The organism is Enterobacter kobei (assembly GCF_001729765.1).
Lineage (GTDB): Bacteria > Pseudomonadota > Gammaproteobacteria > Enterobacterales > Enterobacteriaceae > Enterobacter > Enterobacter kobei.
Window position 1 is genome coordinate 3,233,708 of the sequence record NZ_CP017181.1, and the last position, 12,378, is coordinate 3,246,085.

At 58.8% G+C, this 12,378-nt stretch carries 11 protein-coding genes; 5 read left to right on the forward strand and 6 right to left on the reverse strand.

Annotated features, from left to right (window positions below; genetic code table 11):
* The first annotated feature begins 82 nt into the window (after window positions 1–82).
* Complete coding sequence (gene nrdB, locus BFV64_RS15510; protein ID WP_014884611.1) at window positions 83–1,213, forward strand: class Ia ribonucleoside-diphosphate reductase subunit beta; 1,131 nt, start codon at window positions 83–85, stop codon at window positions 1,211–1,213.
* On the forward strand, window positions 1,213–1,467 hold the full coding sequence (gene yfaE, locus BFV64_RS15515) for a class I ribonucleotide reductase maintenance protein YfaE (protein ID WP_008500234.1): 255 nt from the start codon (window positions 1,213–1,215) through the stop codon (window positions 1,465–1,467). Before nrdB ends, yfaE begins: the two co-directional genes overlap by 1 nt.
* A gap of 81 nt (window positions 1,468–1,548) precedes the next feature.
* Here yfaE and glpQ read toward each other — a convergent pair whose 3' ends face one another.
* Together glpQ and glpT are read right to left on the reverse strand one after the other, a co-directional pair.
* Complete coding sequence (gene glpQ, locus BFV64_RS15520; protein WP_045268969.1) at window positions 1,549–2,604, reverse strand: glycerophosphodiester phosphodiesterase; 1,056 nt, start codon at window positions 2,602–2,604, stop codon at window positions 1,549–1,551.
* An 11-nt stretch (window positions 2,605–2,615) separates the two neighbouring features.
* A complete protein-coding gene (gene glpT, locus BFV64_RS15525) occupies window positions 2,616–3,968 on the reverse strand; it encodes a glycerol-3-phosphate transporter (RefSeq protein ID WP_014884613.1) in 1,353 nt (450 codons plus the stop codon).
* Window positions 3,969–4,220: 252 nt separating this feature from the next.
* Between glpT and glpA the strand changes: the two genes are divergently transcribed.
* From glpA to glpC, 3 genes are read left to right on the forward strand one after another with little or no spacing between them, the layout of a single operon-like run.
* A complete protein-coding gene (gene glpA / locus BFV64_RS15530) occupies window positions 4,221–5,849 on the forward strand; it encodes an anaerobic glycerol-3-phosphate dehydrogenase subunit A (RefSeq protein ID WP_045134327.1) in 1,629 nt (542 codons plus the stop codon).
* On the forward strand, window positions 5,839–7,056 hold the full coding sequence (gene glpB, locus BFV64_RS15535; RefSeq protein WP_014884615.1) for a glycerol-3-phosphate dehydrogenase subunit GlpB: 1,218 nt from the start codon (window positions 5,839–5,841) through the stop codon (window positions 7,054–7,056). Before glpA ends, glpB begins: the two co-directional genes overlap by 11 nt.
* Window positions 7,053–8,243, forward strand: coding sequence for an anaerobic glycerol-3-phosphate dehydrogenase subunit GlpC (gene glpC, locus BFV64_RS15540; RefSeq protein WP_069602262.1), 1,191 nt, complete (start codon window positions 7,053–7,055; stop codon window positions 8,241–8,243). Before glpB ends, glpC begins: the two co-directional genes overlap by 4 nt.
* Window positions 8,244–8,275: 32 nt before the next feature.
* Here glpC and BFV64_RS15545 read toward each other — a convergent pair whose 3' ends face one another.
* The 4 genes from BFV64_RS15545 to tctD all read right to left on the reverse strand — a co-directional run bounded on the left by BFV64_RS15545 (window position 8,276) and on the right by tctD (window position 12,308).
* Window positions 8,276–9,475 carry a nicotinamide mononucleotide deamidase-related protein YfaY gene (locus tag BFV64_RS15545; protein ID WP_045281816.1) on the reverse strand — a complete coding sequence of 400 codons (1,200 nt, stop codon included), beginning with the start codon at window positions 9,473–9,475 and terminating at the stop codon, window positions 8,276–8,278.
* A gap of 93 nt (window positions 9,476–9,568) precedes the next feature.
* Window positions 9,569–10,108 carry a YfaZ family outer membrane protein gene (locus BFV64_RS15550; RefSeq protein WP_023330955.1) on the reverse strand — a complete coding sequence of 180 codons (540 nt, stop codon included), beginning with the start codon at window positions 10,106–10,108 and terminating at the stop codon, window positions 9,569–9,571.
* Between the two features lie 129 nt (window positions 10,109–10,237).
* A complete protein-coding gene (locus BFV64_RS15555) occupies window positions 10,238–11,647 on the reverse strand; it encodes a sensor histidine kinase (protein ID WP_023330956.1) in 1,410 nt (469 codons plus the stop codon).
* The gene (gene tctD, locus BFV64_RS15560; RefSeq protein ID WP_014884620.1) at window positions 11,634–12,308 is read right to left on the reverse strand and encodes a transcriptional regulator TctD; all 675 of its coding nucleotides are present in this window, start codon (window positions 12,306–12,308) and stop codon (window positions 11,634–11,636) included. Before tctD ends, BFV64_RS15555 begins: the two co-directional genes overlap by 14 nt.
* Between the last annotated feature and the right edge of the window lie 70 nt (window positions 12,309–12,378).

The window sequence follows — 12,378 nt, forward strand, 5'->3', positions numbered from 1 at the left end:
CTACGCATACCCGGCCTACGGTTTTGTAGGCCCGGCAAACGCAGTGTTGCCGGGCAATAAAATCTCAACAGGACTCACCGCAATGGCATACACCACATTTTCACAGACGAAAAACGACCAGCTCAAAGAGCCGATGTTCTTTGGCCAGCCGGTCAACGTGGCACGCTACGATCAGCAAAAATATGACATCTTCGAAAAGCTGATTGAAAAGCAACTCTCCTTCTTCTGGCGTCCGGAAGAAGTAGACGTCTCCCGCGATCGCATTGATTACCAGTCGCTGCCGGATCACGAAAAGCATATCTTCATCAGCAACCTGAAGTACCAGACGCTGCTGGATTCCATTCAGGGCCGTAGCCCGAACGTAGCGCTGCTGCCGCTGATTTCCATTCCCGAGCTGGAAACCTGGGTGGAAACCTGGGCGTTCTCCGAGACGATTCACTCCCGCTCTTATACGCATATCATCCGCAACATCGTGAACGATCCGGCGGTGGTGTTTGACGATATCGTCACCAACGAGCAGATCCAGAAGCGTGCGGAAGGCATTGCGCACTATTACGACGAACTGATCGAGATGACCAGCTACTGGCACCTGCTGGGCGAAGGTACCCATAACGTGAACGGTAAAACCGTTACCGTGAACCTGCGCGCGCTGAAAAAACAGCTGTACCTGTGCCTGATGAGCGTCAACGCGCTGGAAGCGATCCGCTTCTACGTGAGCTTCGCCTGCTCCTTCGCCTTTGCCGAGCGTAAGCTGATGGAAGGCAACGCCAAAATCATCCGTCTGATCGCCCGCGACGAGGCCCTGCACCTGACCGGCACCCAGCACATGCTGAACCTGCTGCGCAGCGGCACGGATGACCCGGAGATGGCGGAAATCGCCGAAGAGTGCAAGCAGGAGTGCTATGACCTGTTCGTGCTGGCAGCTCAGCAGGAGAAAGAGTGGGCAGACTACCTGTTCCGCGACGGTTCCATGATTGGCCTGAACAAAGACATTCTCTGCCAGTACGTTGAGTACATCACCAACATCCGTATGCAGGCTGTCGGTCTCGACCTGCCGTTCCAGACGCGTTCTAACCCAATCCCGTGGATCAACACCTGGCTGGTGTCCGATAACGTGCAGGTTGCGCCTCAGGAAGTGGAGGTGAGTTCTTACCTGGTCGGTCAGATTGATTCTGAAGTCAACACTGACGACCTGAGCGACTTCCAGCTCTGATGTCACGCGTTACGTTAAGTCTTTCCGGCACTGAGGTGCTGTGTCGGGAGGAGCATCCTTCTCTGCTGGTGGCGCTTGAGGCGCATCAGGTAGAAGTAGAGTACCAGTGTCGTTCCGGCTATTGCGGCTCCTGCCGCTGCCGTCTGGTCGCCGGCCAGGTGGACTGGCTGACTGAACCGCTGGCCTTTATCAACGAAGGGGAAATTTTGCCCTGCTGCTGCCGGGCAAAAGGCGATATTGAGATCGAGATGTAATTGCCCTGGTTCCCTCTCCCTGTGGGAGAGGGTTAGTTCGTAGGCCGGGTAAGGCGCAGCCGCCACCCGGCAATTCCAGTGTTAATCCTTCAAAAAACTCACCGCTTTATCCGGGAAATCCGTAAACAACCCGTCCACGCCCGCCTGGTTATACAACACCTCATAAAGCTGATTCACGTCCGTGGCATACGGCGGCAGCTGGTCTGCACGCACGGTATACGGATGGACCTGCATCTTGCTGGCATGCGCCTCTTTCACCATCGCCGTCAGCTTGACGTGACCCGGCGTGGAGCCTTCTGCCACCAGCATGTGGTAATCCGGCCCGATGCCGTCAGCGTACTGCGCAATCTGCTTCATCGCGCCCGGCTTAAACATCCAGTCGTAGTTGTAGTTCACCCACTTCCCGTCTGGCTGTTTCTCCTGGGTTTCATTCCAGTCGGTGTAGGCAATCAACTGCACCAGATTGAGATCCATCCCCATCTTCGGCTCCAGCTCGGTTTTAATGCGCTTCAGCTCGGCGGCGTCAAAACACTGCAGGTAAACTTTGTCCTTCTTGCTGGTGTAGCCGTACTGCTTCAGGACCTCCAGGGTTTTCGCGGCAATATCCTTCCCTTCCTGATGATGGAACCACGGCGCTTTGATTTCCGGGTAGATACCGATATTTTTACCGGTCGAGTGGTTCAGCCCCTGAACAAACTCTATCTCCTCCTGGAAGGTGTGAATACGGAAGTCAGATTTGCCCATCGGGAAACGTCCCGGATAGACCTGTAACTTCTTGCCGTTTTCAATCTCGAACCCTTCGGTAAACTTCAGGGAGCGGATCTCCGCCAGGGTGAAATCAATGGCGTAGAAACGGCCATCTTTACGCGCGCGGTCCGGGAAACGCTCCGCCACGTCCGTTACGCGGTCAAGGTAGTGATCATGCAGGACGACCAGCTGGTCGTCCTTCGTCATCACCAGATCCTGCTCCAGATAATCCGCGCCCTGCGCATAGGCCATTGCTTTCGCCGGCAACGTATGCTCCGGCAGATAGCCGCTCGCGCCGCGGTGGGCAATCACGATTTTATCCGCCGCCAGCGCGGAGCCTGTCATCAGGCCCGCCAGCAGCAGACCGGTGGTTAAATGAGATAATTTCATGGTCATGTTCCTTATTGACGACGCGCCAGCACTTCAGCGTGGTGACGTTTCTCACCGATCATTACGACAATCAACAGCAGTACCGCCAGCACGCTACCGCCAATCATCACCATAAAGCCGCCGTCCCAACCGAAGAAGTCCACGGTGTAGCCCACGATGGCGCTCGCCGCGACTGAACCGCCCAGGTAGCCGAACAGACCGGTAAAGCCTGCCGCCGTGCCCGCCGCTTTTTTCGGTGCCAGTTCCAGGGCATGCAGGCCAATCAGCATGACCGGGCCATAAATCAGGAAGCCGATGACGATCATACAGGCCATGTCTACGCCCGGGTTGCCCGGCGGGTTGAGCCAGTACACCACGGTGGCGATGGTCACCAGGGTCATGAAGAATACGCCTGTTGCACCACGGTTACCTTTAAACACTTTGTCCGACATCCAGCCGCAGATCAGCGTGCCCGGGATCCCCGCGTATTCATACAGGAAGTAGGCCCAGGAGGATTTATCCAGCGCGAAGTGTTTCACCTCTTTCAGGTAGGTCGGTGACCAGTCCAGAATGCCGTAACGCAGCAGATAAACGAACACGTTGGCCACCGCGATGTACCACAGCAGTTTGTTAGGTAGCACGTACTTCATGAAGATCTGCTTCGCGGTCAGCTCTTCTTCGTGCTTCTCGCTGTAATCATCCGGATAGTCGTCTTTATACTCTTCAATCGGCGGCAGGCCGCAGGATTGCGGCGTATCGCGCATCAGCGCGAAGGCAATAATCGCCACCAGAATGGCGCCAAACGCAGGCATGTAGAGCGCAGCGTGCCAGTCGTTGAACCAGGCCATCCCCAGCAGGAACAGCAGCGGCGGAATACCGCCACCCACGTTATGCGCGCAGTTCCACACCGACACAATGCCGCCGCGCTCTTTCTGCGACCACCAGTGCACCATGGTACGTCCGCATGGCGGCCATCCCATCCCCTGGAACCAGCCACAGAGGAACAGCAGCACGAACATAACGGCAATGCTGGAGGTTGCCCACGGCACAAAACCCATGAACAACATCACCGCAGCCGCCAGAATCAGACCGGCGGGCAGAAACACGCGCGGATTCGAGCGATCTGACACGGACCCCATAATGAACTTGGAAAAACCATACGCGATAGAGATCCCCGACAGCGCGAACCCCAGATCGCCGCGTGAAAAGCCCTGCTCCACCAGATACGGCATGGCGAGCGCAAAGTTTTTACGCACAAGATAGTACGCCGCGTACCCGAAGAAGATCCCCAGGAAAATTTGCCAACGCAGACGACGGTATAGCGGATCAATCTCTGCCTCTGGCAGACGCGCCCGATGCGGCGCGGGTTTGAAAATACTGAGCATGACAGCCTCCGTGGCCTTGAATTGAATGAGCAGGTGGCTCGCACCTGAATTCCAGAGCCGGGGATGTTAAGAAATCATGGTGATTGTTACTGTGAATCAACGCACAGATTGTTACAGAAATATGACAGGATGCGCAAAAAAGCGCATGAAATCACGTTTCACTTTCGAATTTCGTGCGTTTATGTTCGAAATCAAACAAACCACAGTTTTCATGTGGCTAAATGATAAAAAAACGAACATTAAGGGAAGACAATGACAATTCACGATCCTCGCTACAGCGATGTGATTATCATTGGCGGTGGTGCCACCGGCGCCGGTATCGCTCGCGATTGCGCCCTTCGCGGATTAAGCGTCACGCTTCTGGAACGCCACGATATTGCCACGGGCGCGACCGGGCGTAACCACGGCCTGCTTCACAGCGGCGCACGATACGCCGTCACTGACGGTGAGTCGGCACGGGAATGTATTGCGGAAAACCAGATCCTCAAGCGTATCGCCCGCCACTGCATTGAACCGACCGATGGCCTCTTTATCACCCTTCCCGAAGATGACCTCGCCTTTCAGGAAACCTTTATCACCGCCTGTAACGCAGCAGGTATTCAGGCGGAGGCCATGGATCCGGCGCGGGCACGGCAGCTGGAACCGTCGGTCAACCCGGCGCTTATTGGCGCAGTGAAAGTCCCGGATGGCACCGTCGATCCGTTCCGCCTGACCGCCGCCAATATGCTGGATGCCCGGGAACATGGGGCGCGCATTCTGACCGGACATGAAGTGACCGGACTTATCCGCGAAGGCCATCGCGTCTGCGGCGTGCGGGTGTTTGATACGCAATACCACGAACACAGCGAGCTGTTTGCCTCCGTCGTCATTAATGCCGCGGGGATCTGGGGGCAGCGCATTGCAGAATACGCTGACCTGTCGGTGCGCATGTTCCCGGCGAAAGGCTCGCTGCTGATCCTCGACCATCGCATCAATAACCATGTGATCAACCGCTGCCGCAAACCGTCTGATGCCGATATCCTCGTGCCGGGCGATACCATTTCGCTGATTGGTACGACCTCAACCCACGTCGACTACAGCGACATTGACTACAACCGCGTGACCGCCGAAGAGGTGGATATCCTGCTGCGTGAAGGCGAGAAACTGGCCCCGGTGATGGCCCAGACGCGTATTCTGCGTGCCTACGCGGGCGTGCGTCCTCTTGTCGCCAGCGATAACGATCCGAGCGGACGTAACGTTAGCCGGGGCATCGTGCTGCTCGACCACGCCGAACGCGACGGCATGGACGGATTTATCACCATTACAGGCGGCAAATTAATGACCTACCGCCTGATGGCCGAATGGGCCACCGATGCAGTCTGCCGCAAGCTGGGGAATACCAAGCCGTGCGTGACGGCAGAACAACCGCTGCCAGGATCGCGTCAGTCCACCGAAAAAACGTTGCAAAAAATCATCTCCCTGCCCGCCCCGCTGCGCGGTTCCGCGATTTACCGCCACGGGGACAGAACGCCGGTCTGGCTCGGCGAAGGTCGGCTGAGCCGCAGCCTGGTGTGCGAGTGCGAAGCCGTCACCGCGGGCGAGGTGCAATACGCGGTGGAGAACCTGACGGTCAAGAGCCTGCTCGATCTCCGCCGTCGCACCCGCGTCGGCATGGGAACCTGCCAGGGTGAACTGTGCGCCTGCCGTGCGGCGGGTCTGCTGCAGCGTTTTCATACCACGACTGCCACCCAGTCGCTCGATCAGCTCAGCGCCTTTTTAAACGAGCGCTGGAAAGGCATTCAGCCTGTCGCCTGGGGCGATGCCCTGCGTGAGAGCGAGTTTACCCGCTGGGTCTACCAGGGGCTTTGCGGTCTTGAGAAGGAGCAACACGATGAAATTTGATACCGTGATTGTCGGCGGCGGGCTGGCGGGCTTGCTCTGTGGCATCAAGCTCACGAAGCAGGGGCTGCGCTGCGCCATTATCACCCGGGGGCAGAGTGCCCTGCACTTCTCGTCGGGATCGCTGGATCTGGTGGACGACACGTACCGCGACAAACTGCCGCCGGAGCACCCGTATCATCGGGTTGGCGCGCAGCATATTGACCGCTTTGCGCTGGAAACCGAAGCGCTGCTGGCTGACTGCGGTGCGCGTCTGAAGGGGAGCGCCAGGCAAAATCATCAACGCATCACGCCGCTTGGCACCCTGCGTTCCGCATGGCTCAGCCCGGAGGAGGTCCCCGTTGCCCCTGTGAGCACAGGACGGGTACGGGTCGTGGGTATTAGCGGCTTTCTGGATTTTCAGCCCCATCTTGCGGCGGCGTCACTGTGTCGCCAGGGCGTGAACGCCGAGACGGCAGAGATAGAACTGCCTGAACTGGATGTCCTGCGCGAAAACCCGAGCGAGTTTCGCGCGGTGAATATCGCCCGCTTTCTGGATAACGAAGACAGATGGCCGCTGCTGTATGAGGCGCTCAGACCGCTCGGTGAAACCTGCGATACGCTGTTGATGCCTGCCTGCTTTGGACTCAGCGATAACCGCCTGTGGCGCTGGCTGTCGGACCGTCTGCCCTGCTCGCTCGGCCTGCTGCCAACGCTTCCCCCTTCCGTGCCCGGCATTCGCCTGCATACCCAGATCCAGCGCCAGTTTGTGGCGCAGGGCGGCGTGTGGATGGCGGGTGACGAGGTGAAAAAAATCACCCTGACGGACGGCGCGGTGAGTGAAATCTGGACCCGCAACCACGGTGATATTCCGCTTCGCGCCCGCTATACGGTGCTGGCAAGCGGCAGTTTCTTCAGCAACGGGCTGCTGAGCAGCCGGGAGGGCATCCGGGAAGCCATTATGGGGCTTGATGTCCGGCAAGGCGCGTCCCGCGCGGACTGGTATCAGAGTGATTTCTTCTCGCCGCAGCCCTGGCAACAGTTCGGCGTGATGGTTGATAACCAACTGCACCCGCAACTGTCCGGTAAGCCCGTCAGGAATCTCTTTGCCATTGGCTCGCTGTTGGGCGGGTACGATCCCATAACTCAGGGGTGCGGTGGCGGGGTCTGCGCCGTCACGGCGCTGTATGTGGCAGAGCAGATTAGCCAGCGCGCGGAGGCGGAACAATGAACGATACCCGTTTTGAAAGCTGCATTAAATGCACGGTCTGCACAACCGTCTGCCCGGTCAGCGGCGTGAACCCGCGCTATCCCGGACCGAAACAGGCCGGGCCTGACGGCGAGCGTCTGCGCCTGAAGGACGGTAAGCTGTACGACGAGGCGCTGAAATACTGTATCAACTGCAAACGCTGCGAAGTTGCCTGCCCGTCGGATGTGAAAATCGGCGATATCATCCAGCGCGCCAGGGCGCGCTACAGCACGCAAAAGCCGTCCCTGCGCGATGCCATCCTCAGCCATACCGACCTGATGGGCAGCGTCTCAACGCCGTTTGCCCCGCTGGTCAATGCCGCGACCGCCCTCAAACCGGTGCGCCAGCTGCTGGATGCCACGCTGAAGATAGACCATCACCGCAGCCTGCCGAAATATTCTCACGGCACCTTCCGCCGCTGGTACAAATCCGTCGCGGCGGAGCAGGCGCAGTACGCCGACCAGGTGGCCTTTTTCCACGGCTGCTATGTGAATTACAACCACCCGCAGCTGGGCAAAGATCTGCTGAAGGTGCTAAACGCCATGGGAACGGGCATTCAGCTACTGAACAAAGAGAAGTGCTGCGGCGTACCGCTGATCGCCAACGGGTTTACCGATAAAGCGCGCAGGCAGGCTCAGAGCAATGTCACGTCACTGCGCGAAGCGATTGTCGATAAAGGTATTCCGGTGCTGGCGACCTCGTCCACCTGTACCTTCACCCTGCGCGATGAGTACCCGCATCTGCTGGACGTGGATAATACCGGCCTGCGCGAGCACATCGAGCTGGCGACACGCTTCCTGTGGCGCAAGCTCGATAGCGGGCAGACGTTGCCGCTGGGGAAATTGCCCCTGAAAGTGGTGTATCACACCCCGTGTCATATGGAGAAAATGGGCTGGTCGCTCTATACGCTTGAGCTGCTGCGGTTAATTCCCGGACTTGAGCTGACGGTGCTGGATTCGCGCTGCTGCGGGATTGCGGGAACCTACGGCTTTAAGCGCGAAAACTACGCAACCTCCCAGGCGATTGGCGCCCCGCTGTTCCGACAGATCGAAGAGAGCGGCGCGGATATCGTGGTGACCGACTGCGAAACCTGTAAATGGCAGATCGAGATGTCCACCAGCAAGCGCTGTGAGCATCCGATTACCCTGTTGGCGAACGCGCTGGGCTGAACATGGCCGGGGCGAACGCCCCGGCACAAACATTACTCGACGAACAGCGACTCAACAACGTTAATCCAGCCGTGCTCGCTGGCGACCTCTTTGCCATTGAGCCAGCGGCGCAGCATATTCAGCGCCATCATGGCGCAGACTTCCTGACGCACCGCCAGACTGTGGCGAGTGATGCTCATTTTGACCCTCAGAGCCCAGGTCCCCTCCGGCGTCGCCAGCGCGACGTTAAGGTGTTCCTCATCCAGCCCACCCACGAACAGCGCCAGACCGGCAAAATGTTTAACCCGTCGCTCCGAGGCCCAGCGGGCGGTTTGCGCCAGGGTCTCCTGCTGGAACGGCACCACTTCGCTGGCCAGCAGCGGCGCGCTGGCGCGCGACAATTGCAGCGCCAGCAGGCCACCGGTGAACTGCTCGCTTAAGGTCACGCTCAGCTGACGATCCTGCAGGTGCTTCGCAATCTGCGCAGGCAACCCCTCCGTCCCTTCAAAGATCAGGCTTTCGCCCGCCACGCGCTGCACTTCGGGCCACAGGGCCAGCATCGCCGCTTTCTGCGTCGCCGGTCCTGTCAGCTTGAGCTCAATGATCGGCATAGAGGAGCGATAGCCCATGGACACGCCCGGCGGCAATTGCAGGTGGTCAAGACTCTGGGCCAGATCGCTTTCAGAACGGCCAAACGTGGTCAGTCGCAGGCACAGCGGAGGTTCAGGCAGGGTAAAACGGTCGCGAAGGCGCGGCAGGATCTTCTGCTCAACCATCACTTTAAATTCGGAAGGTACGCCGGGCGTGAAGAACATCAGGCAACGGTTCAGCTGCAGGGCAAACCCGCACGCGGTGCCGACCGGGTTATCAACCAGCTCAGCACTGGCGGGGATTTCAGCTTGCTTGCGGTTGCTGGGGGCCATAACGCGGCCACGTTCGGAGAAAAAGCGTTCCATCTGTGAAAGCCATGCCTCATGCAGCACCAGCCCTTCACCTTTTGCGGTTGCGGCGGCCAGCGCGCTGAGATCGTCACTGGTAGGACCGAGTCCGCCATTCACGATCAGCACATCGCAGTGTTCGCTCCGCTCACGCAGAATGCTGACCAGCGACTCAAGATTGTCGCCTACCGTATTGCGACGCGTTAACGGTAATCCTTGCTCAAAGAAAAGATCGGCAAGCCAGGCAGCATTGGTATCAATAATTTGTCCATGCAGCACTTCGTCGCCGGTGGATAACATCTCCACGTTAATCATTGTGTTCTCCCGCTTATTTGGTGAAAACACTATAGCGCAAACGCGGGAGGGAGAAGAGAGAAACTGGCGCGACGGAACGCCGCGCCGACAGGATTAGAAGCCTGCGCTTACGCCCACATAGGGACCGTCGGCCAGCGCGTTGTCGCGGTTGCCGTCTTTGCCCGCCAGGTTCAGGTAGCGATAGCCCGCCTCGATGGTAATCGGACGCATGATGGTCCAGCGCGCGCCGGCGTTGGCTTCTTCATAGCTGTCGATACCGCTGGAGAGCGAGTCCGGAGAGTAGTAATACTCGCCAAACAGACCGAAGCTGTCGCCAATTTTCCACTGCAGGCCGCCACCCACCGCTGCCGCATACCCTTCGTCACCGTCGTTCGGGTTGGTATAGATACCTTTACCGCCGACGGTCGCCAGGAATGGACCAAGAGGAATGTTCAGACCCAGACCGAGGCTTGCCGCATCGCCGTCGTCATCGTTATGCGTCCAGCCACCGGTCATCGCCAGACCGGAAGTCTCTGTTCCCAGGCCAAAGCCCAGGTGGGTATAGTCCTGACCCGCCGAGCCGTTGAAGCTGATGGCGTTAGCCGCCGCAGATACAACCATCAGGCCGAAGCCCAGTAATGCCACTTTTTTCATTGTCATGATCCCGCGCAATTTTATAGAGAAGTCCCAAAACCGCGAGATTTTAACCTGAGTCTCCCGGGGATCAAGCACTCTGCGTGCGGCGGGGGGGAAGATTGTAACGATTTGAAACTTGCGGCTTTTTTATGCAAGCAACAGAAAGCGCATTTTGACACACAGGCCACCCAGGGATTCACTGCGGTTGAGTTGCAAATGGCTGCGGTGCAGCCGGGCAATGTCACCCGCCAGTGCCAGCCCGATCCCGGAACCGGCAGCGTCCCCAACGTTGTCCAGGCGGTGGAAAGGGAGCATTGCCTGGTGAATTTGATCCTCTTCAATGCCGGGGCCGCTGTCTTCAACGCGCAGCTCAACGGCACCGGCCTCCGCGCGCAGGAAAACGGTCACGGTCCCGCCTGCTGGCGTATATTTAATCGCGTTCTCCAGCAGGTTAGCGCACAGTTCGCCCAGTAGGACGTCATCGCCTTCGATCATGACCGGCTGCTCCACACCGTCGTAACCCAGATCGATCCCTTTGCTCCGCGCCTGCGCCAGTCGGGAGAAGCAGCAGTTCTGCACCACCTGAACCAGATCCACAGGCGAGAACTGACGATCGCCCTGCTCTCTCCCCTTCACCGCCGAAAGCTGCAACAGCCGCTCGGTGAGTACGATAGTCTCATCCAGCGTGGCGTTCATTGCCCGCAGACTCTCCTGCCACAAAGCGGGATCCTGGCGAGTAAGCGCGACAGACACCTGTGTTTTAAGTACCGCCAGTGGCGTTTTGAGCTGGTGCGATGCATCCGCGTTGAAACGTTCCTGACGCGAAAGCACGCCGCGCAGACGGTCGATATAGCGGTTAAAAGCCACAATCAGCAGCCGGGTCTCGGACCAGGGCAGCAGCTCCGGCAGCGGTGCCAGCAGGCCCGGCTCGCGCCGCACCATCAGCGAGGAGAGCTGGCGCATCGGGCGCAACACGCGGCGCAGCATCCAGGCGGTTAGCACCAGCGTCAGCAGCACCAGCAGCCCCTGCGAAACCCAGGATGAAAAGAGCAACTGGCTGGCGAGATAGCGGCGTGACTGGAGCGTCTCCGCAACGTAAATTTCCGCCATGCCAAAAATAGAATCTTGATTCACGGGCTGCAGCAGACGCGCCACCCGAATCGCCTGCCCGCGATATTCGGTATGGTAAAACCACGCCAGCGCGGGGTAGAGCGTGGTACGCGACGTTGCAGGCGGCATCTTCGGCAGATCGTCATAGCCGGAGATCACCCGCCCGTCGGGGTCGACCACCTTGTAATAGAGCCGGTCGTTCATGTTGAGCTCAAAGCTATCAAGCACCACCCAGGGCACGTCCACCGCCAGCTTGCCGTCGCGCACCTCCAGTCGTTCCGAGATGGTGCGGGCAGAGGATAACAGCGTGCGGTCGTAAGCCTGCGTGGCCGCCTGCAACGCGCTGACGTAGCTGTTAAAGGCTGACAATCCCCACAGCAACAGTAGCGGCAGGCCAAGAAAAAGCAGCAGTTGCAGGTAGAGCGACTGCGGCTTAAACCCTCTCATCGCCGCACTCCAGCACGTATCCCAGCCCCCGCAACGTGGTGATCCGCACGCCGCTGCCGGTGAGCTTCTTTCGCAGGCGGTGAATATAAAGATCGATACTTTCAGGGCTGACGTCGTCGTTCAGGCTGAACACCTGGTCAAAAAGCTGCTGCCGCGAAACCGGACGGGTGCGGCGGTGCATCAGCACTTTCAGCAGAGAGAGCTCGCGCGGCGTCAGGGAAAGCGGTTCATCGCGGAGCAGGAAAAAGCCCTCGTCGTCATACTCCAGCTCCCCAAGACGCTGGCGTTCCTGCGTGCGCCCCTCGCTTCTGCGCAACAGGGCACGCAGCCGGGCGTCAAGCTCCTCCAGCTCAAACGGTTTTGGCAGATAATCATCCGCCCCGGCGTTCAGGCCCTTTACCCGGTCCGCCACGTTGCTGCGCGCAGTCAGGAACAGGACGGGCAGCGTCTGCCCCCGTTTTCTGAGGCGATGGACCACTTCCAGGCCGTCAAAACCGGGCATGCCGATGTCCAGAATAGCAACCGCGTAATGTTCTCCCTGCAGCAGATGGTCGGCGGCACGCCCGTCAGACACGCAATCCACGGCGAAGCCCTCCTGCACCAGCGCTTTCTCCAGCCAGTGAGCCAGCTCACGATTATCTTCTGCGAGTAAGAGACGCATGTCACATCCTGTAAAGTTGGTTCCCCATTGAAAGGGAAATGAAAGGTTATTGTTTTAACAATCACGCAAC